We start from the raw sequence: 21,581 nt of genomic DNA, 5'->3' as shown, positions 1-21,581 counted from the left end.
AGTCGATCCTACCTAGCATTCATACATAATGGGAAGCACACGCTTTCCATTATATTTGGCGCATTAGTTAGCTGCCGCTAACTATGTAAAACGCAAAGTACTACACAAGGATATTCGAGGGAGGATCATTCCCTGCATATCATAAAAATTTATTAAGGAGGGTTTCTGATGAAAAAACAGTCTAACTTATCCCAATTGATGGGGTATGCCGGGAGGCATAAAATATTGACCTATCTTTCCTGGGTGCTGTCTGCCATGAGTGCGCTGTTGGCGCTTGTGCCATTTTGGTATATATGGCGTATCATTCATGATGTACTGAAAGTTGCCCCAGACTTCGCACGGGCGGAGAATATCACAAGATACGGCTGGTCTGCTGTATTGTCTGCGATTCTCTCGATTCTTGTCTACATAGCCGCTTTGATGTGTTCGCATATGAGCGCGTTCCGGGTTGCAGCTAATATCCGAAAAGAGCTTATGCAGCATATCACAGCCCTGCCGCTTGGTATAACGGAAAAGTATGGAAGCGGAAAACTACGGAGGATTGTAAACAGTTCCAGTGCCGCTACGGAAACGTATCTGGCGCACAGGCTTCCCGACAAAGCGGGGGCAATTGCCACCCCCATAGGATTGATCTTTTTACTGCTTGGGTTCGATTGGAGGTTAGGTATTTTAAGCCTTATTCCCGTTGTGCTTGGTTTTCTAATTATGATGAAGATGACCGGGAAAGATATGGTTGAGAGCATGGAACAGTACCAAAATGCACTTTCCGACATGTCGAATGAAGCCGTTGAATATGTCAGGGGCGTCCCCGTTGTAAAGACGTTCGGGCAGACAATCTTTTCTTTCAAACGCTTCAAAGGAACTATTGATAATTATGAAAAATGGGTGATCGCCTACACAAAGAGGCTCCGCCTTCCCATGATGTTCTATACAACTGCAATCAACGGCGTATTCGCTTTTCTGATTGCCGGTGGGATTCTCTTTACAAGGAATGGCGTAACAAATGAACTGCTACTAAATCTGATCTTTTATATTGTGATTACTCCTGTCATCGGTACGACACTTACAAAAATCATGTTTATGAGCGAGGATGCAATGATTGTAAGGGACGCGCTCAATAGAATTGACGAAGTGATGAACGAAAAGCCGTTATCCGAAAGTCCAATGAAGCATGTACCAAATGACAACGGCGTGACATTGGAACACGTTAGTTACAGCTATGACGGCAAGAAAAATGCCCTCAATGATGTGTCATTGCGGATTGAACCGGGGCAGACAATCGCCTTGGTAGGCGCTTCCGGCGGCGGCAAAACGACCCTTGCGAATATCGTTACAAGGTTTTTTGATCCGCAAGAAGGACGCATACGGATAGGCAATATTGACATACGCGATATTCCAAAAGAAACGCTGATGAATACGGTATCGTTTGTGTTTCAAAACAGCCGCCTTATCAAAGCCTCCATTTTGGAAAACGTGCGTATGGCAAAGCCTGACGCGACACGGGAGGAAATTAACCAAGCCTTGCAAGCGGCACAGTGCATGGACATCATTGAAAAATTACCGAATGGCATCGATACGGTGGTCGGCACAAACGGCGTGTACCTGTCTGGCGGTGAACAGCAGCGAATCGCGATCGCCCGCGCTATTTTGAAAAACGCGCCTATTTTAATCCTTGATGAAGCGACCGCTTTTGCCGATCCCGACAATGAGGTGCGTATACAACAGGCTTTATCGGTTCTTTCAAAAGGGAAAACCGTGATTATGATTGCACACAGATTATCATCCATTACAGACGCGGACTGCATTTATGTGCTGCAAGACGGGGAGATTGCCGAAAGCGGCACGCATAGCGGACTGATACAGAAGAACGGAATCTTTACACGGATGTGGAAAAATTATTCCGAAGCAGCAGAATGGAAGATTTCAAAGGAGGTAAGCGCATGATTCAGATATTACAAAGGCGTTTTGCGTTATCAAGGCAAGGGGCTGTCGATTTGATCAAAGGCTGTATCGCTTGTGTTTTTCAGGACATATCCTTTATGCTCCCTGTCGGGCTTCTCTATAGTTTTGTCATTGATCTCATGAACAGGGGCGTAAATGGGAGCCGCATTGCTTTCTATGCGGTTGGCGCTTTGGCTTGCCTTGTACTCATATTCATAGTAACGTATTTTCAATACAATGCCACCTATTTAGCAACTTATGTGGAAAGTGGGGTAAGGCGTGTTTCCTTAGCGGAACAGCTCCGGAAAATCCCCCTGTCCTTTTTTGGCAAAAAAGACCTTGCTGATTTGACAAATTCCATCATGGGTGATTGTGCCACCCTGGAAACAGCGTTCTCCCATTATGTGCCCGCTTTGGCAGGCTCCCTTATTTCCACAACACTGATTGCAGTCTGCCTTTTTGCCTATGACTGGCGCATGGCGCTTGCGGCTGTTTGGGTTTTACCGATCGCGTTTGTAATCACATTCTTTTCAGCCCGCATCCAAACATACTTTAACCGTAAATCGGTAGAGGCCAATGTCGCGCTGGAAAGCGGTGTGCAGGAGTGTATCGAAAGTTTACAGGACTTAAAGGCGAACAATGCGGAAAAAAGCTACCTAAAAGGACTGAATAAAAAAATAGACTATGTGGAAAAACGGCATATTATAACAGAACTGGGGACGGCCCTGTTTGTTGTGTCCTCCACTCTGATATTAAAATTCGGGATTGCCACAGTTGCGCTTGTCGGTTCAGTGCTGCTTATTCGTGGGGAGATTGATGTTCCACTGTTCTTTCTGTTTTTACTTGTAGCTTCCAGATTGTACGCTCCGCTTGAGGGGGCATTACAAAATCTTGCTGCGGTAATCTCCACAAAACCGAATATAAACCGCATGAATGAAATCCTTGACAAACCTATCCAAACAGGCAGTAACAGGCTAACGAATCAAGGCTATGATATTGTGTTCGATCATGTAGGATTTGCTTATAATACCGGAGAAACCGTATTGAAAGACGTGTCCTTTACTGCAAAACAGGGAGAAGTGACCGCCTTAGTCGGCCCGTCTGGTGGCGGAAAAACTACGGTATCACGCCTTGCCGCTCGGTTTTGGGATATCGGCAAGGGGAAAATCACTGTCGGCGGTATGGATATATCGGAAATAGAACCGGAAACCTTGCTGTCGCTGTACTCGATCGTATTTCAAGATGTGACGCTGTTTAACAACACAGTCATAGAGAATATCCGAATCGGCAGAAAAGACGCAACGGATGAAGAAGTGATTGCAGCGGCAAAGCTGGCAAATTGTGATGAATTTGTTGTAAAGCTCCCGGACGGTTATAGTAGTATGATCGGTGAAAATGGCTGCGAACTATCAGGCGGTGAACGGCAGCGTATTTCAATCGCCCGCGCTTTCCTCAAAAATGCCCCCATCATTTTACTGGATGAAGCAACGGCGAGCCTGGACGTGGAAAATGAAACACTGATACAGACCGCTTTATCAACGCTGATCAAGGATAAGACCACACTTGTAATCGCACACCGTATGCGCACCGTAAGCGGTGCAGACAAAGTGGTTGTGCTTTCAGGTGGTTTGGTTGCGGAACAGGGAACTCCGGAAACTCTGATGAATACAGGAACGATTTATCCCCATATGGTCAAGCTGCAAACGTTGAGTAGGGATTGGGGAATTTAGAAAGTACAATCTATTTCCGGCTGAATTGGTCAAACAATCCTCGATTGCTTTTTGGTTGCCTATTTGTAGAAAAAGTAAATGCCGTTTCCGGGGGGGGGGATAGTAACACTCAGCCACACCTCCGACCAAGGGAAAAGGCCCAGAGATTTCAGGGCCTTTTCCCTTTACTTTTTCTACGCATGCCCCCTGTGTTTTCGCGCCCACAGCTTCTTGCTCCGGCGCTTGCGCATTTCAGCGCAGTATGGACAGTAAAGGCAGTTGGGCCGCCTGGGAGAAAACCGATTGTATTCGGAACTTGAAATTTGTATCGTATAAAAAAGGCAGCAGCCTTGAAATAAACTACTTCAAAACTGCTGCCCGCTATCTGGGACTTATTTGGAGATCCTGCGCCTACACATAGTTACTTCTGCTTGTATACGCTCTCAGAAACTTATACGATATTGCGGATACCCTCACATATTCGCCTTGCAACCAAGGGATTATTCATCGTATATAAATGAATCCCTTCCACATCGCTGACAAGCAGATCAATAATCTGGCTTAATGCGTAGGACATTCCCGCATCAAAAAGAGCCTCCTTATTCGATTCGTATTTTTGAATGATTTTTTGAAATTGGACGGGAAATGTTGCACCACACATGGTAATCATCCTCTTGATTTGTGCGGCATTGATCACGGGCATGATGCCTGGAATGATCGGAGCCTGAATGTCGGCAATCCTGCAAGCCTCCTGAAAGCGAAAGAACGCATGATTGTCAAAACATAATTGTGACAGCAACACCTCCGCGCCTGCGTTTACCTTTGCTTTTAAGTGCCTGATCTCACCGACTTTATCCTCAGATTCAGGATGACACTCTGGGTAACAAGCTCCTAAAAAGCAAAAGTCCCATTTGCCTTTCAGGTACGCAATCAAATCCGATGCATGACAAAACGATTCTTTTTCCCTCATATCCGGGTTTTTATCACCCCGAAGTGCAAGGACATTTTGCAGACCGGCGTTGGCAAGAACCCTTGCAAACTCATCAATTTCTGCTTTATCATAGTGTAGGCAGGTTAAGTGGACCACCGGCTCTACATGATATTCCTGTTTGATTCGTTTCGCAAGCTCTATGGTGCGGTTGCGGTTCGCACCACCTCCCGCACCGAATGTCACACTGATATAATCGGGATTCAGTTCACATAACACAGCCAGGGTTTTGTCAATGTTCTTTAACTCACTGTCCTTTTTTGGGGGGAATATTTCAAAGGACAAGGTTTTTTTAGAAGGGTTCCCCTGATTCTGTTTTGCTTGGTATAGTTCTGAAATCTTCATTTTGTTATACGTCTTTCCGAATCACTTTTGCCGCCTCTACCATATGTTTAAGGCTTTCCTCTGTTTCCGGTATCCCCCTTGTCTTTAATCCACAGTCAGGATTGACCCAGAGCTTGGTTGAGTCGATTTTGGTAAGCATGATATGAAGGGCCGCAACGATTTCCTCCACAGAGGGAACCCTTGGGGAATGTATATCATATACTCCCGGGCCCACTTCTGTTTCAAAGTTGTGTTCCCGCAGCGAAGTGAGTATTTGCAGATCAGAACGGGATGCTTCAAACGTAATGACATCGGCGTCCATATCGTCAATCGCCGGAATAATGTCTGTGAACTCACTGTAACACATATGTGTATGGATTTGTGTTTCCGGTCGGACGCCGCTGTGTGTCAGGCGGAACGCAGGAATTGCAAAATCCAAATATTCCTTCTGCCAGTCTGATTTCCGAAGCGGCAGTTTTTCCCGAAGAGCCGCCTCATCAATCTGTATGATTTTAATTCCGTTCTTCTCCAAATCCAATACCTCATCACGAATCGCTAGGGCAATTTGGGAAATGGATTCCTTGATAGAAATATCCTCTCGTGGAAATGACCAGTTGAGGATTGTTACAGGGCCAGTCAGCATTCCCTTCATTGCTTTTTTCGTCAAGGACTGTGCATAGACAGACCACTCAATGGTAATGGTTTTTTCACGATAGACATCCCCCCATATAATGGGTGGTTTTACGCATCGCGTACCATAAGACTGTACCCATGCTTTTTCTGTGAACAGAAAGCCTCCTAATGCTTCGCCAAAATACTCCACCATATCGTTTCGTTCATATTCTCCGTGAACCAGCACGTCCAGTCCGATTTCTTCCTGCCATCTGACGCACTCCGTAATTTTCTTTTTGATAAACTCCTTGTATTCTGTTTCCGATACTTCACCTTTGCGGTAAGTGGATCGCTTTACTTTTACATCGTTTGTCTGGGGAAATGAACCGATGGTTGTAGTTGGGAATTCCGGCAATGCAAGTTTCTGTTTCTGCAATACCTGCCGCTTGTTGCGACTGGGTTTTCTGATATAATCATCTTCGGTGATCCGGGAAAGCCGTTGATGCACATCTTCATTCACGCAATCTCTTGCTTGCGCAAACAGCTTTGTGTTCGCCTGATAAGATGACGCTACATGATAGTCCTCACATTGGGCAAGTTCTTTAAGCTGCGCAAGCTCGTCCAGTTTTTCTTCTGCAAATGCGAAATACGATGTGTAGTGTTTGGATAACATGTGCTCATGCTTTAATGTGTAAGGAACATGCAGGAGCGAACAGGAGGTCGATAATACACATTGGATACTCTTTGCCTGCAACATCTTTATCATCCGCAAGGTTGGTTCATAGTGGTTCTTCCAAATGTTTTTTCCGTTAATCAACCCGGCAAATAACTGCTTATCCTGCGGAAAACCATATGCTTCAATCAAGGAAGCGGTCTTTTTCCCCTCAATAAAATCCAAGCCGATCCCGTCAAAGGGCATGGTAAGAAGTTCCTGATAAATATCCCTGACATCTCCAAAATACGTTTGCAATAGAACATGGCAGTTTCTTTTGTCTGAAAGAATCGAATCATATAGTTGCTGGAACAAGGAGATGGCTTCCTGATCCATATCCTGCACAAGAGACGGTTCGTCAAACTGAATCCATGGGATTCCGATTTCTTCACAAGAGTGAAGAAACTCCTGATAGGCTTTCGCAACAGAACCTGCAATATCTTTCAAGGTTTTTTTGCCTGTATAACGGCATAATTTAAGCAGGGTATAGGCCCCGATTACAACGGGTTTTGTTTCAATTCCTAGGGCTTTTGCTTCTTTGTATTCTGCAAACGGCTTGTTCCCCGCAAGTATGATTTGCATATCATCCTCGATTTCCGGAACAATGTAATGGTAATTGGTATTGAACCATTTTTTCATCGCAAGAGCCTTGACATCGCCAGAAGTCCCCTGGTAGCCTCGTGCCATTGCAAAATAGGTATCCAAATCCGACAGGTTCAATTCTTTGTATCGTTTGGGAATTAGATTGAATAAAACCACTGTGTCCAGCACCATATCATAATACGAAAAGTCATTACAGGAGATATAGTCAATGCCAGCCTGTTTCTGTGTATTCCAATGTGTAACCCGCAGCTCTTTCCCTGTTTGTAGCAATTCCTTTTCGGAAATTTCCTTTTTAAAATATTTCTCAGAAGCGAACTTCAATTCCCGTAAGGTTCCGATTCTGGGAAATCCGATTACTGATGTCTGCATCCTTTCCTCCTTATCGTCTTATCTCTTATCGCAATAGAATCCACCAAACTCAAACGAGAATTGGGAACTCCATGAAATCAAACCGGCTATACACCAGATATGATCGTTGTTATCAGTATAAATCACATGACTGGATTTGTATAATATATATAAGTAGCGTCTATCCATAGCTTCAAGCTATGGATAGACGCTTTTCAATCAATGAACAGAGGATAGAAACGGACGTTTTAACTCTCGTTTGAATTACAGCCTCCCATGTGTTCTGCATCTACATAGTGTTTCAAGGCCTCCAAATAAGTCGTTCCCAGCCTACTGATTCTGCCCTTTTGGTGCGTAATATAACCGATGCGCATGTGGCTTTCTTCTGCGAGAGGAACCGCAATAATATCCTTGCCATTCAACTGTTCATCAATTACGCCGCTGCATACCGTATACCCGTTTAACCCGATTAAAAGATTAAACAACGTTGCCCTGTCCCGTACCCGGATCTGTTTTTTTCGTTCTGAAACGGAGAAAAGTTCTTCGGAAAAATAGAAGGAATTATGCTCCCCCTGCTCGAAGGACAGATAAGGATAGGGGGCAAGCTGCTCATTGGTCAGGATGGAACGGCCTGCAAACGGATGGTTTCGGCTGATAAACACATGTGGGGTTGCCACAAACAAAAGATGGAATTTCAAATCGCGGGACTTTAAAATCTTGTTAAGAACCGCTTCGTTAAAATCATTCAGAAACAGGATACCGATTTCACTCTTCATATGAGCCACATCCTCAATAATTTCACAGGTCTGTGTTTCTCTAAGAGAAAAATCATATGTATCCTGCCCGTATTCCTTAATTAAATCCACAAAGGCATTCACCGCAAAAGAGTAGTGCTGTGTGGAAACGCAAAATTGCTTTTTCCCACCGTCTCCGCCTTTATACTTATCTTCCAGAATTGCCGCCTGTTCCAATACCTGCCTGGCATAGCCTAAGAAATCTTCTCCCTCTTTAGAAAGTATGATTCCTTTCTTTGTCCTGTGGAAAATTTGAATCTTCATTTCTTTTTCCAGCTCACGGATGGCATTGGTAAGGCTGGGCTGTGAAAGAAAGAGCTTGTCCGCTGTTTCTGTAATCGTTCCGGTTTCTGCCACTGCTACTACATACCGCAACTGTTGTAAGGTCATTTTGTTCACCCGCTTTCTAATGAAACTGGCACATCGGTATCTTACCAATGTGTGATTACCGCACCCAATAAAGATAAATATATGTATCAGTATAACATGGATTTCTGCTGTTTCATAGGTTGGTCATGGAATGGCCGCCTTATAGAAAAAGTAAATGCCGTTTCCAGGAGAAAAGATATTAACATACGACCACCCATCCGACCAAGGGAAAAAGCCCTGCGAAATCAGGGTTTTTTCCTTTTACTTTTTCTACGCATAGCCCCTGTGCTTCCTCGCCCACAGCTTCTTGCTCTGACGCTTGCGTTTTTCGGCACAGGCCGGACAGTAAAGGCAGTTGGGCCGTCTGGGAGAAAACAGCTTTCCGCACTCCCGGCAGCGCAACGCCTGGCTCCGCTCCATTAGTTCGGCATAAAGCGCCGCGTCCAGTGGGAGGACGGCGGCCTGAAACCATCGGCACAGAACGGAATAGGAAATGCTCTGCACACAAACACATTCCTCTCCATCGTCCAGCAGGAGGCAGTTTCCGTCACAGTAATTGCAGCACTCATGTGTGAGCCTGCGGGCCTTGCGATACTGGCGGTAATTCATTCTCGGTATGTTCATAGCTCCTGTATATGCTCCTTTCCCGGCGTCACCCGCAAAATGCTATCCACGTTCTGCTTGATAATGCCGTATTCTTTCAGCTCTTTCTTTACCTCGTTATACTGTTCTGACAGCCGTTCCCGTTCTTCGTCCAGCTTTTTGTATTCGGCTTTGAGCGCGTATAGGTTGGGGAGTTTCTTCACCCCGGCCTCTTTAAGCGACTTTGCCGCCGCCTCATACAAGATCAGTTGGCTTTCATGCTGCCGCCGGAACGCGGCCTTGTCTTTGGTGTTTCGCAGTTCCAGCGCCACAGGCCGGAGCTGCTTGTAGGCGGAGAGGTTTTTTATCTGCAGCGCTATATCCCCAAGGCGGCATTCCGTGTCTTTCAGGGCGGAGGCCGCCGCATCGTTTGCCGCGCTGATCTCGGCCATTCTGCTTTCCAAGCCCTCGTAGCTGTCGATCTGGTGTTCCGTGATGAAGTTTAAGGAATTGGCGGCCTGCTTCAAGTTATGCAGCTTCGCCCACCGCGCATAGCCCGCACTCTGCTGGGCCTTGATACTGTCCTCCAAGGCAGTCCGCAGGGAGATTTCCCTGGCGCTTCTTCTGCGCGGCCCCCGGTCGATGGCAATGCCCTTGATCCGCTGGGTGATTCGTTCCTCGGTGTAATCCTCCCCCAAGGTCTTGCAGCGTGTAAAGCGTTCCTGTCCGGGACGGAGGCCGTCTGCCAGAGCGCGGAATGAAATATATTTGCCTTGTTTGACTTCATAGCCCTGGGCCTCCATTAGCCGCAGGAAGCCGTCAAAGTCTTTGGCCTGCGGGATAGCGGCGTCGATGGCGATTTTCAGTTTTGCTTTCCAGCTTTTGCCCTTTTTCTGTGCGTCCCACTCGGCGTAGGTCTTGCCCTTGGCTTTGCCGGGCTTTACCACAGACAGACCGTTTTCCTGGCACAGCCGGTCACTGGTGCGCCGGATATAGGCATAGCTCTGCCGGTTGGAATTGTACTTGCGGTGGTTCACCATATCCACGGCACAGAAAATCAGGTGATTGTGGACGTGGCCCTTGTCGATGTGTGTTGTCAGCACATAGGAGTATTTGCCTTGCAGCACTTCGTCGGCAAGCTGCTTACCGATCTCATGGGCCTGTTCCGGGGTGGTTTCCCCTGGCTCAAAGGCTTGTATCAGGTGGTGGGCCAGATTGTTGCCTTTTTTGAACGCCTGATCCAGCAGCATTTGAAACTCGATATCCGCCGTTTCATAGGAACAGCCATAGGAGGAGACAAACAGCTTTTCATCGGTCTTGTCCGGGTTCTCGATGTAGTCCAGCGCCTTTTTCAGCGTTGACTTGATAGGATGGATCTTTGTAACTGCCATATCTGTGTCAGCGCTCCCTTGATGTCCTCCAAGTCCTGCGCGTACACAGTCCCGGTACTGTTGATACGCCTTGCGATCTGGTTGATGTTGACGCCGATTTTTTGCAGCTCTGCGGTCTGCGCCCGGACAGGGCCGGTGTCGATATGGACGATATAGCCGTCGATCAGCATTTTCCGGGCGTAAGCAGAAAAGTTCTTTGTGCCAAGCTGGGCCATCTTCTGTTGGATCAGCGCCCGTTCCTCCGGCGTAACGGGGACGCGCAGCACAAACTTCCGCTTTCGGTTTGCCACATTCTCACCTCCATTCATTCAGGGGTTTGGGGACTTCCCCAAGACACAAACGGGAAGCCGTTTGTCGGGAGTGTAGCCACACTCCCTATGCTTGCTGTTTTTCTTTTTCCTCCACTACTACCAATCCAAGAAGCCCTTAAATTACCCGCAAACAATCAACTTTATTGAAAAAACGTTAAAAAAAGAGGCCCTTGGCCTCCATAGAATAAAGAATAAACCGTTGCCATATAATCCGATGCTTTCGTTCGACAGTCTGCGTCCTCCAGCACATCCGAAAACATGCCCGTTCTTTTGTTTTACCTTTGCTGGGAATACGGTATAAAAGATTCTGTCATATTGCTTTTATATGATCGTGTTAGCTGACAAAAGGTTAAAACTTCCCAGACATCGTTGCTGATACAATAGAGGGAAGATGTTTTATATCCAATGATTGATGAATCTTTCTCAGATGCTTTAAATGTCTGTTTGGCCATGAAATGCAGATGAGGTAAAGCTTGTTTGGGCAAACAATGAGAGGTTTTCATGAATAGCAAAAAATAATGAAAAAATATATTTCCTTTTTAGACGTTGCATGGTAATATAATAATGTGTAATAGTTAGCGATAACTAACTAAATCTAATTACATAATATGAAAGGAAAAATCACATGAAAACAAATAACAAATGGACGGTCAAGGATGTGATTACGACCGTATTGTTGACGGTGGTTCTCATCGGTATTCACTTTATTGTCATTACTGTCTCTATGGTAAATCAATTTTTCAACTGCGTTTTATCTCCTGGAGTATCAATGTTTTTCTCTGCCCCGGTATACATTCTGATGGTCAGCAGGGTAAATAAAAGATTTGTTTCTTTGGCGTCTCTGACGATTCTGGGACTTGTCTATTTGCTGACAGGCAACTGGTATCTTTTGCCGTATTTTGCTTTGCTAGGCTTACTATGCGAGGTGGTGTTATGGAAGCGGGGCTCCTATCGCAATGCAAAGAGACTGACCTTTACATGGTCAATGGTGAGCCTGTTTTACATCGTAAGCAATCTTTTGCCGCTTTGGTTTTTCTGGGACACTTTTTACGCGTTTGCCGTTGCAAGCGGCATGGATCAAAGCTATATTGAGAGTTACCTACAATATTACACCTCCCCCGGCTGGCTGATCTTTATTGTGGCGTTCGCTGTTATCTGCGGCTTTTTAGGCAGCATACTGGGAACCCGGCTGATGGGGAAACACTTCAAGAAAGCGGGGGTTCTGTGAGAAGTGAGCGCTCCTTTGCCGTCCCGGTCAAGTTTTTTGCATTGCTCTGCGCTATGCTGGGTGTTTTTCTGGTGAAAAATATTCTGTTTACCACTGTTTTGGCGATATTCTGTTTCGTATATGTGGGGTTCCAGCGAAACTACCGATTGATGGCATCCTGTGGAGCCTTTTATCTGCTGTTGTCATTGCTTTTATGCGCGATTCGCTTCTATGGATATCATACGGTCATTATTTCCGAGTTCCTTGTGTTGTTTTTCTGGAGCAGTATGGTAATGCTCATGCTGTTTTGGGATTTGTTTATGACGCCTCCTGGAGAACTGTCATCGTTCTTGTCAAGCATCCACATGCCCACTGGCGTCATATTGGGACTGATGGTCATATTTCGCTTTTTCCCCACCATGAAGGCTGAGCTTAAAGCAGTGGGCCTTTCGATGAAAAACCGGGGCCTTACATCGGTAAAACAGTTTACGGGTCATCCACTTGCAAGCTTTGAATATGTCCTTGTCCCGCTTCTGCTCCGTATTTTGCAGATTGCCGACCAACTGGCCGTTTCTGCTGTGGCGCGAGGCGCTGAGCGCCCTGGCGTGCGAAAGAGTTACTACGAAACAACGATGCATATGCGCGACTGGTGTTTCCTTGCGCTTTGGGGCATCGTTACAGCAGCGGTTCTTTGCGTTGGAGGTGTGAAAATTTGATCGAATTGAAGAATGTATCGTTTCAATACGAGGGGAGCGAAGAGGGCGTTTGGGACGTGAACCTATCCATAGAGCAGGGAGAATGCGTGGTGCTCACAGGGGTGTCAGGCTGTGGGAAAACGACTCTGACCAGATTGATGAACGGTCTGGCTCCATCCTATTTCGCAGGTTCCCTTTCCGGAAGTATTTGTATAGATGATAGGGCTATTACAGGAATGGCAGCGTGGGAAATCGGAAAGACCGTAGGAAGTGTATTCCAGAATCCTAAAAGCCAGTTTTTTTCATCAGAACTTGCGGGTGAGGTGGCCTTTGGATGTGAAAACTACGGCCTTCCCCGGGAGGAGATTCAAAAGAGGACGGATGAATCCATTGAAACCTTTTCTCTTTCCTCAGTAAGAAAAAGACCTCTGGATGTGCTTTCCAGCGGGGAGAAACAGCGCGTGGCCATCGCTTCCGTCTATGCCGCGCGCCCCAAAGTATTTGTTTGTGACGAACCAACTGCGAATTTGGATTTGGAGGGGATCGAGCAACTATTAGAAACACTTTTCAAGTTGAAAAAAGAGGGCTACACGTTAGTGATCGCAGAGCACCGTCTCTCATGGCTTTCTGAGCTTGCTGACCGGATGATACATATGGAAAAAGGGAGGATTGTAGGCGAATACACTCCCAAAGAGTTCACAGATATGCCGGAAATGGAACGGCGCAACAAGGGGCTTCGGACGATGCACCGTGCGCAAACACACGAACTACTGCCGCTTCCAAACGTTTCCGAGCGTGCGGCACTGATTATGCATGACCTATGTAAAAGATGCGGGGAAATAGAGGTGTTTACAAACCTTTCAGGCGCTTTCCCACAAGGCTCCATCACTGCTATCACCGGGCGAAATGGCGCCGGAAAAAGCACTCTGGCTTTAGTGCTTGCAGGGCTCTCTAAGAAGAGCGGCGGTGATATCATCGTATACGGGAGTAAACATCATCCGTCCAGCAGGCGGAAAAAAGTATACTACTGCGGCAATGACACGACAACACAGTTCTTTACCGCAAGTGTTTCAGAAGAGATGCTTTTGAATCAACCGTTGACAGAGGAGCGAATGGAAAGGGCAAGGCAGTTGTTAAAGAACATGGATTTGTACGAGTATCGGGACGTACATCCGGCAGCCCTGTCGGGAGGACAGAAACAGCGCCTTGCCGTTGCCTGCGCTTTATTTTCGGAGCGTGAGATACTTCTGTTGGATGAACCTACAAGCGGGTTGGACGGCGCAAACATGAGGAGAATATCCGATGCGTTGAAAGACGCTGCCAGCAGCGGGAAAACCGTGGTTGTTATCACACATGACCCGGAGTTTATGGAAGAATGCTGTCAATATTGTTTTTCCTTCTGAGCGTCAGGGAAGGCTGTTTTGGCAGTATGTACCTGAATATATGCATGGCAGTAAATCAAGATCGAAATGGGAAAGTGCTGTATTCTGCGGTTCAGGGAGATGGGAATCATTTTGAGGCCTCGTTGATTATCAGTTGGATGGCTCAAATCAACCACACCGCTGTTTCGTCAGGTAGTTGATGGTAGCTCTTAACGTTGCTCCCGTTGGAAGCTTAAAGAGGAAACGGTCATGCATGGAAAGGCATATCGGCAAAGGGAAATGGGAGTAGTACCGTTAAAAAAAGCCATCCCCCGGCTGGGGAAAAATATGGCTGGAACAATGAATTATACGATGCAATAAAATACCATAATTTTTTTACGTTCGCCCGGTGGGTTTATGACCTGCCGGGCGAATTTTGTTATTTTTTGCGGGTTGTTCTGAGGACGAAACAAATTTTAAAAAAATTTTCAAAAAGGAGGCGATTAGCGGGTAGCAGAGGGTGTCTGCGGATTGATAGTAGCGGAAAGGGAAAGTACCACCCAATCCCCCAACAGAAAGGGGGTGAGAAATGATGGAAACGAACCCATACGACTATTACGAACAATGCCGGTTTGATGCTTTCTGCAAGGCGGTATTGCGCAACGAAGCCAGGGCCTACCTGCGGAACATGAAGCGTCAGCGAAACCGTGAATTGACGTTCAGCGATCTTTCCCAGGAAGAACTGGACAAGCTCTATGCGGTAGACCGCTACCCTAGCGACAGCTTTGTATTCAGCGCTCACGGGTACGAGTTACATATCGACAATGAGCTTGTAGCCGAAGCCTTTGCCAAACTGTCAAAGACAGAACAAAGCATTTTGATTCTGCACTGCGTTCTGGATATGGCGGACGGCGAGATCGGCAGCCTGATGGGCATGTCCCGCAGTGCCGTTCAGCGCCACAGGGCAAAGACCCTAAAAGCGTTGCGAGTAACATTGATGGCGCTCATGCCGGAAGGAGGTTGACGCGGATGAACCAGCCAAAACACAAAGGAAAGGCACTGTTACCCCTTTCGGTGAGCAAAGCTGCCTGCGCCGGTGATTCCGGGGCTGTGGAGTGTGTATTACGGTACTATGACGACTACATGAACAAGCTTTGTACCAGAACCCTCTACGACAAAGCCGGTTATCCCCATGTGTGCGTAGACGAGTATATGAAGCGCCGAATGGAAATCAGGCTGATCCAAGCGATGATGAAACCGTAATCTTGCGCTCATAGCAGAAAGCAAACAGCTTATCCCTTTCCCCGTCTGCTGACTGCCATTAGCCCAACTGCTCCTTGACAAATACGCCCGCAGGACAATGGCGGTGCGTCATAGGGCATACGGACACATTCTGTCTGCACCGAGCCGGACGGCGGGTGCGCCATGATGCTGGTTTCTACAAACACAGCGGAGCGACCACCACCCAGCCGCAACATAGGCGTGGCTGCTTATGGGCGACGACGTGCAGGCAGGACAATGATACTCCCTTACAGCCACAGTCCGAGCGTTAGAAGCGTCGCAGGCAATGGGTAGGGCCGTGTGAGAACCATACGGGGGTGAAAATCCCGTGGAGCTGGGCCGCCAGCCGTCCGTGTTTTGCCCACATTTACAAGAAACCTTTGTTTTGAACAGAAAGGGGGCCACATTATGAGTAATAACGATGTGCCTATTTGGGAAAAGTATACGCTTACTATTGAGGAAGCGTCGAAATATTTTCGTATTGGAGAAAACAAGCTGCGTCGCCTTGCTGAAGAAAACCCATCCGCTGGCTGGGTGATTTTGAACGGCAACCGCATCCAGATCAAGAGGCAAAAGTTTGAAAAAATCATTGATTCTTTGGACACAATCTAGTGAAAAAGAGCCTTGACTATGCTATAATACCCTTAGAGCGTGTCAAGGCTCTTTCCGTCATGGAAAGGAGCATGACGAAATGTCAAAAAAAGAACGAGATGAAAAAAGACGGGATAACAAAGGCCGCCTTTTGAAATCTGGAGAGAGCCAGCGACCAGACGGAAGATACGCCTACAAATATACAGATACCTTTGGAGAAGTAAAGTTTGTATACTCATGGAAGTTAGTCCCCACGGACAAAATCCCTGCCGGAAAACGCCCGGATATTTCTCTGCGTGAGAAAATCAAGCAGATACAAAAAGACCTTGATGATGGGATTGACACCATCGGAAAGAAAATGACCGTGTGCCAGCTTTATGAAAAATATATCCGGCAGCGGGGCAATGTGAAGCGGGGAACCCATAAGAGCCGCCAGCAGTTGATGAAACTGTTATCCGACGATAAGCTTGGGGCGGCCAGCATCGACAGCGTGAAGCTGTCTGACGCCAAAGAATGGGCCTTGCGTATGCAGGAAAAGGGCGTGGCTTATCACACCATCTGCAACGGCAAGCGTTCCCTGAAAGCCATTTTTTACATGGCCGTACAGGACGATTGCCTCCGCAAGAATCCCTTTGACTTCCAGATCAATGAGGTTATCAACGACGATACCGTACCAAAGGTGCCGCTTACCCCTGCACAGGAAAAGGAGCTTTTGGAGTTCATGCAGAACGATCCTGTTTATGCCAAGTATTATGACGAGGTATTGATTCTGCTGGAAACCGGGCTTCGCGTTTCCGAACTCTGCGGCCTGACGCCTGCCGACCTGAATTTTGAAAAGCGCTGTGTGAATGTAGACCACCAGCTTTTGAGAAGTACCGAGGACGGCTACTACATCGAAGCGCCAAAGACTGACAGCGGCTATCGCCAAGTGCCGATGAGCGCAGCAGCCTATGAAGCGTTTCAGCGCGTGCTGCACAGGCGAAAAAATGGAAAAGGCGTTGTAGTTGACGGATATAAGGGCTTCCTGTTCTTAAACCGGGACGGGCTGCCGAAAGCGGCTGTCCACTATGATGCTATGTTTCAGGGCCTTGCCAAGAAGTTCAACAAGTTCCATGCGGAACCGCTGCCCGAAGTCATGACGCCACACACCATGCGGCATACATTCTGTACCAGAATGGCAAACGCAGGCATGAACCCCAAGGCATTGCAGTACATCATGGGCCATTCCAATATCGTTATGACGCTGAACTATTACGCCCACGCCACGTTCCATTCCGCACAGGAGGAAATGGAACGGCTGCAAGCCCAGGCACAGACCGCCGCAGCAGTCAACGCACAGCCTGCGCCAGAGAGCGCCCAGGAAGCCCAAGCCGCATAAAGCAGTGCGTAGAATGTACTACTGTTTGTACTACGTTTGAGAGCGGAAACATGAGGGGTAATAAAAATGTTTGTGAGGTTCTTCCGATAGGAAAAGTGCCGGAAAAGCCCCAAGTTACGAGCTATACCGGCATATAAGAAAACCTAAAGAGATAATCAGAAATCTATTAAATGATTCATTAAAAAATATAGTTTTATTGAATATGGCAGCGGGGATTCTGGTGAAATCAGCGATAGCAGAATGTATGCTTATATGACACCAGAAGGGACATTAGAAGATGATTCCACTTATAACTGTATTCTCCGCCTGGATTTAAAAGAAGATGCAAAAGATTATACAGAATATGAGAAGCAGCATAAAATACTTGAACAGCAGGTCTTAAATGAAATCGGAATTACAATGGATGATATTAATGATGAAACTGAGCAGGGCCGCATTTACCTCAAAGAATTTGTCGATAAAGTGGGCGCCAGACAGGGGAATTTGGAAAGCTACATTAAGCAATGTGATGTACCAAAAGAGTTTACCCTTTCTCTGAACTTGAATAAGCTCATTGGGATGAAAGCCGAGCCACAATATTGGGATTCAGGATATACACCTGAGGAATTGGAGAATATGTCTGAAGAAGAGTGGCGCAATGTAATGGCCCAGATGCCGGCAGAGTATCAGCAGCATCCAAACAAATTTGAAAATTTCTGGTATGAAGGCACATGGGATTTTGACATTCCGATTACTATTGATTCGAGTCAGACAGTGACGTTGGACATTAATGAGACAAATGACGACGGAATCGGCCTGAAGTCGGTTGTAAAGACGCCTTATGAGTTAGACGTCAATGTAATGTACGAAGAAGGCAGCAACAGTAATGTCTTTATGGTAGCACTGGATGCAGATGGGAATAAGCTTCCTTATATAGATACTGCCAGCTCGACCGATAATTTTGCAATACAGGATCGTGACATCTCTACAGTGGATATCTATATTCTGGATTATGGCCAGTATATGGATGAGCTGAAGGGGGAAGAACGATACAATAACAATGAGAATAAGCCGGTGGAAGAAAAATGGAGTACTTTATTGGACGCAAATGCAAAATATCATAAAACAATTCATTTTTAAATCTTATGATTATTCTGGAGACGAAACTTAACGGTACTGTCGGGAAATAAAGAATTTTGACCTCCCCGGCCCCCCCCAATAATTACATCCCCGTAAGAATCAGGGCTTATATGCCTTTGGAAGATTCTTACGGGGATGTTTTCTGGTTCGTTTTCACCTGTATATTATCATTCTGTACTTCTATTTTTCCGCAACCGGATATTTCTTTGCGTTTTTTACCGACTTATCTTCCACTGCTTCCGCCAGGTCAATATCAAAATGTCTGCAAATCCGGCAGAGGTACCAGAAGACATCGGCGACCTCTTCCTTAAGATGTTCAAATTCTTTGGGATCTTCCCTCACACTGTCTGCTTCATCCGAATGGAGCCACATAAAGATTTCTGCCAGCTCAGCCGCTTCAACAGTGAGCGCCATCACAAGATCCTTGGCATTCTGATCTTTGCGCCAGCCGCGGACATCAGAAAACTCCTGAATATACTGTTTGACCGCTTCCAGTGTTGTCGTTTTATCTTTCATTTTAATAAGCCTCTTTTCTTCTGTAATTGTAATCTAATGTATACCGAAAGACGAAATTTTACTTATTTACCAGCCATGTAGCTCATACATCTTTTCTATGGATTTCCTGCCTAAAACAACTAACTATACTTTATTCTGCAGCTTGCTGCAGATCCTCCCGCAGGGCATGAATTACGGTGTGCCCTTGGGTATAAGTATATCATCAGCCGTATCATCTGGCAAGCTGTCTTTCCGCTTCATTTAGCCCGTTCGTATAATTCGTATAATACAAAATAAACGTGAATCCACCCCCCTAATATATAAAATACACCCAAAATCATACTGGAGATATACAAGCCCCACCAATTCCATCCCATCCGCTGCCCCCATCCAGGATCTCCCCCAAGGAATGAATTTTCCTGCCGCCTGGATGAAACCAGCTTACCGAGAGCCCCTCCTTCAGCTAACCATCCTCTCTATCCATAACATTTTACTCTTTTTTTAGGAACCAATCACATTCCCGACATATTTAACCGCTATAATCAGATTCAGCAGAATAAGTGAGGATTCCCTCACCTCTATAGGTGGAGAGATGAATCACTAAAAACAAGATTAACGGCAGTGGCGGGCAGAGAGAAATCGGTATCCCCTACTGACATGAGGTCATTCTACGCATCTATATTAAGATGTAGTCGTACTCTGTGAAATTACCGGGCGTGAATTGAAACAAACAACCACAGAGAAAAGGAAGGATTTATTATGTCCAGAGCAATCGGTATTGATTTAGGAACTACCAACAGCTGTGTTGCAGCTATCGAAGGCGGGAAACCGGTCGTAATCGCCAATGCGGAAGGCATCCGAACCACCCCATCCATCGTCGCTTTTAAAAATGACGGCGAACGTCTAGTCGGAGAAAGCGCCAAAAGACAATATGCGCTGAATCCCACCAGAACCATTTCTTCCATCAAACGCCACATGGGCACGGACTACCGCGTCCGCATTGACGGAAAGGATTATTCCCCTCAGGAAATCTCCTCTATTATATTAATAAAATTAAAAAAAGACGCAGAGCAATATCTCGGTGAGCCCGTTACGGATGCAGTCATAACGGTGCCCGCCTATTTCAGCGATGCCCAGCGCCAGGCCACCAAAGATGCCGGAAGAATTGCAGGACTGAATGTACTCAGAATCATCAATGAACCAACTTCCGCCGCACTTGCATACGGGCTTGATAACGGGGAGCCTCAGAAGATTATGATATACGATTTCGGCGGCGGTACATTCGATGTCTCCATTATAGAAATCGGGAACCAGGTAATCGAAGTACTCGCAACCAACGGTGATAACCGTCTGGGCGGTGATGATTTTGACCAGCGCCTGACAGACTACATTGTTAAAACATATAAAAAACAGGAGAAGATTAATCTGGAAAAGGATTTCTCAGCACTTCAGAGAGTCCGGGAGGAATCCGCACGGGCAAAAATCAGCCTTTCTGCTGCCGCACAGACAGATATCAATCTGCCATTTATCACAACTGACAAGAAGGGAGAACCCAAACACCTCCAGATGACAATCACCCGTGCCCAGTTTGAAGAACTGACCAGCGATCTCGTAGAACGGACGGCAGGCCCAGTGAATACTGCCCTTAAAGATGCAGGCATTCGCGCATCCGACCTCAGCAAAGTCATTATGGTGGGAGGTTCCACACGGATTCCCGCAGTTCAGAATAAAGTAAAACAGCTGACCGGCCTGGATCCGGCAAAGTCTTTGAACCCGGATGAATGCGTTGCCCTCGGTGCAGCAGTCCAGGCAGAGAAGCTCAGCGGGGGTGCCGCTCTGATATCGGGGTCTTCCGCTTCAGAAATAATTCTGATGGATGTTACACCGCTCTCTCTTTCCATTGAAACGGTAGGTGGTGTGGCAAACGTGTTGATACCAAAGAATTCCTCTATCCCCACAAGAAAGAGCAACATCTACACGACCGCTGCCAACTTTCAGACCTCTGTAGACATTAAAATCTATCAGGGTGAACGGAAATTCACCCGCGACAATAAGCTGCTCGGCAATTTTAAACTATCCGGGATCAAACGTGCTCCTGCCGGTGTTCCGCAGATTGAAGTGGCTTTTGATATTGATGCAAATGGCATTGTCAATGTATCTGCCAAAGATCTGGGAACTGGGAAGCAGCAGCAGATCACGATCACGTCCAGTTCCAACCTGTCCGAGGAAGAGATTCAGAAAGCCATGAACGATGCCCGTTTCTATGAGAGCCAGGACAACAAACGTCAGGAAAATATAGATATCCGCAACGAAGCTGAAAAGCTCGCATTTCAGGTCAGCCAGAGCCTGAAAGACTCCAAAAAGGATATGGAAAAATCCGAATATAAACAGGTCAAGGCAGACCTGAATGCCCTTCAGAAACTGATTGGAAAGACAACCATTGAAAAGATCAATGACCAGCAGGCTGGAGAAATAATGTCTGCAAAGGAAGCACTGGAAAGATCCGCGGCGGAAATGCTTTAGAAGGAGCTTAGGAGGTGGGTTTTGTTCTTGAACGGATGGGGACGCTAAGAAACCGGGAAGCCTGGCCCCAGCCGGGAGCATATATGTCATTTTAAAAATCCGCTCCGTTTATGTAAGAGGCCCTAAAGGAACAAACAGAGAAAATGGTGGTCCAGCGGCATGCAACCCGAAATTCGATAATTTCGGATCTTAGGCCGCTTCAGAATTTGCCGTGAAACGGCAAATTCTGCCCACCATTTTCTCTGTT

General features: G+C 46.5%; 18 protein-coding genes. 11 read left to right on the top strand and 7 right to left on the bottom strand.

The window, feature by feature from the left end:
• Window positions 1–168: 168 nt before the first annotated feature.
• Window positions 169–1,944 (top strand): ABC transporter ATP-binding protein, encoded by a 1,776-nt coding sequence (locus HMPREF0240_RS15815; RefSeq protein WP_009004416.1) that lies wholly within the window; start codon window positions 169–171, stop codon window positions 1,942–1,944.
• Window positions 1,941–3,671: an ABC transporter ATP-binding protein gene (locus tag HMPREF0240_RS15810; RefSeq protein ID WP_009004415.1), complete on the top strand. Its 1,731-nt coding sequence runs from the start codon at window positions 1,941–1,943 to the stop codon at window positions 3,669–3,671. The genes HMPREF0240_RS15815 and HMPREF0240_RS15810 overlap by 4 nt, the downstream gene beginning before the upstream one ends.
• Before the next feature lie 430 nt (window positions 3,672–4,101).
• Here HMPREF0240_RS15810 and metF read toward each other — a convergent pair whose 3' ends face one another.
• From metF to mobC, 6 genes are all read right to left on the bottom strand, one after another.
• A complete protein-coding gene (gene metF, locus HMPREF0240_RS15805; protein ID WP_009004414.1) occupies window positions 4,102–4,983 on the bottom strand; it encodes a methylenetetrahydrofolate reductase [NAD(P)H] in 882 nt (293 codons plus the stop codon).
• A 4-nt stretch (window positions 4,984–4,987) separates the two neighbouring features.
• Window positions 4,988–7,258 carry a 5-methyltetrahydropteroyltriglutamate--homocysteine S-methyltransferase gene (gene metE, locus HMPREF0240_RS15800; protein WP_009004413.1) on the bottom strand — a complete coding sequence of 757 codons (2,271 nt, stop codon included), beginning with the start codon at window positions 7,256–7,258 and terminating at the stop codon, window positions 4,988–4,990.
• A 227-nt stretch (window positions 7,259–7,485) separates the two neighbouring features.
• Entirely contained in the window at window positions 7,486–8,421 is a 936-nt protein-coding gene (locus tag HMPREF0240_RS15795; protein WP_009251533.1) for a LysR family transcriptional regulator, read from the bottom strand.
• 249 nt (window positions 8,422–8,670) lie between these two features.
• A complete protein-coding gene (locus HMPREF0240_RS15790) occupies window positions 8,671–9,024 on the bottom strand; it encodes a cysteine-rich VLP domain-containing protein (RefSeq protein ID WP_009004411.1) in 354 nt (117 codons plus the stop codon).
• A complete protein-coding gene (locus tag HMPREF0240_RS15785) occupies window positions 9,021–10,373 on the bottom strand; it encodes a relaxase/mobilization nuclease domain-containing protein (RefSeq protein ID WP_009004410.1) in 1,353 nt (450 codons plus the stop codon). Before HMPREF0240_RS15785 ends, HMPREF0240_RS15790 begins: the two co-directional genes overlap by 4 nt.
• Window positions 10,334–10,663, bottom strand: a complete 330-nt coding sequence (mobC, locus tag HMPREF0240_RS15780) for a plasmid mobilization relaxosome protein MobC (protein ID WP_009004409.1) — start codon at window positions 10,661–10,663, stop codon at window positions 10,334–10,336. Before mobC ends, HMPREF0240_RS15785 begins: the two co-directional genes overlap by 40 nt.
• A 646-nt stretch (window positions 10,664–11,309) precedes the next feature.
• Between mobC and HMPREF0240_RS15775 the strand changes: the two genes are divergently transcribed.
• The 8 genes from HMPREF0240_RS15775 (at window position 11,310) to HMPREF0240_RS15740 (ending at window position 18,316) form a co-directional block, all read left to right on the top strand.
• A complete protein-coding gene (locus HMPREF0240_RS15775; protein ID WP_009004408.1) occupies window positions 11,310–11,912 on the top strand; it encodes an MptD family putative ECF transporter S component in 603 nt (200 codons plus the stop codon).
• Window positions 11,909–12,607, top strand: coding sequence for an energy-coupling factor transporter transmembrane component T (locus HMPREF0240_RS15770; protein ID WP_009251532.1), 699 nt, complete (start codon window positions 11,909–11,911; stop codon window positions 12,605–12,607). Before HMPREF0240_RS15775 ends, HMPREF0240_RS15770 begins: the two co-directional genes overlap by 4 nt.
• Window positions 12,604–13,989 (top strand): ABC transporter ATP-binding protein, encoded by a 1,386-nt coding sequence (locus HMPREF0240_RS15765; protein ID WP_009251531.1) that lies wholly within the window; start codon window positions 12,604–12,606, stop codon window positions 13,987–13,989. The genes HMPREF0240_RS15770 and HMPREF0240_RS15765 overlap by 4 nt, the downstream gene beginning before the upstream one ends.
• A 550-nt stretch (window positions 13,990–14,539) precedes the next feature.
• A complete protein-coding gene (locus HMPREF0240_RS15760) occupies window positions 14,540–14,971 on the top strand; it encodes a sigma-70 family RNA polymerase sigma factor (RefSeq protein ID WP_025485793.1) in 432 nt (143 codons plus the stop codon).
• A gap of 5 nt (window positions 14,972–14,976) precedes the next feature.
• Entirely contained in the window at window positions 14,977–15,210 is a 234-nt protein-coding gene (locus HMPREF0240_RS15755) for a helix-turn-helix domain-containing protein (protein WP_009004403.1), read from the top strand.
• A gap of 426 nt (window positions 15,211–15,636) precedes the next feature.
• Window positions 15,637–15,840 carry an excisionase gene (locus HMPREF0240_RS15750; RefSeq protein ID WP_002566648.1) on the top strand — a complete coding sequence of 68 codons (204 nt, stop codon included), beginning with the start codon at window positions 15,637–15,639 and terminating at the stop codon, window positions 15,838–15,840.
• Window positions 15,841–15,919: 79 nt separating this feature from the next.
• On the top strand, window positions 15,920–17,197 hold the full coding sequence (locus HMPREF0240_RS15745) for a site-specific integrase (protein ID WP_009004402.1): 1,278 nt from the start codon (window positions 15,920–15,922) through the stop codon (window positions 17,195–17,197).
• A gap of 252 nt (window positions 17,198–17,449) precedes the next feature.
• Entirely contained in the window at window positions 17,450–18,316 is an 867-nt protein-coding gene (locus HMPREF0240_RS15740; protein WP_198137808.1) for a hypothetical protein, read from the top strand.
• A 180-nt stretch (window positions 18,317–18,496) separates the two neighbouring features.
• On the opposite strand, the gene HMPREF0240_RS15735 is transcribed toward HMPREF0240_RS15740, so the two are convergent.
• A complete protein-coding gene (locus HMPREF0240_RS15735) occupies window positions 18,497–18,832 on the bottom strand; it encodes a nucleotide pyrophosphohydrolase (RefSeq protein WP_009004400.1) in 336 nt (111 codons plus the stop codon).
• A 738-nt stretch (window positions 18,833–19,570) separates the two neighbouring features.
• Here HMPREF0240_RS15735 and dnaK point away from each other — a divergent pair.
• Window positions 19,571–21,334 (top strand): molecular chaperone DnaK, encoded by a 1,764-nt coding sequence (dnaK, locus tag HMPREF0240_RS15730; RefSeq protein WP_009004399.1) that lies wholly within the window; start codon window positions 19,571–19,573, stop codon window positions 21,332–21,334.
• Window positions 21,335–21,581 lie beyond the last annotated feature (247 nt).

The sequence above is a fragment of the Clostridium sp. D5 genome, assembly GCF_000190355.1.
In the GTDB taxonomy this organism is placed as follows: Bacteria; Bacillota; Clostridia; order Lachnospirales; family Lachnospiraceae; genus Faecalicatena; species Faecalicatena fissicatena_A.
The sequence above is the reverse complement of the archived record's forward strand: the minus strand, read 5'-3'. Positions and strand labels throughout refer to the sequence as shown.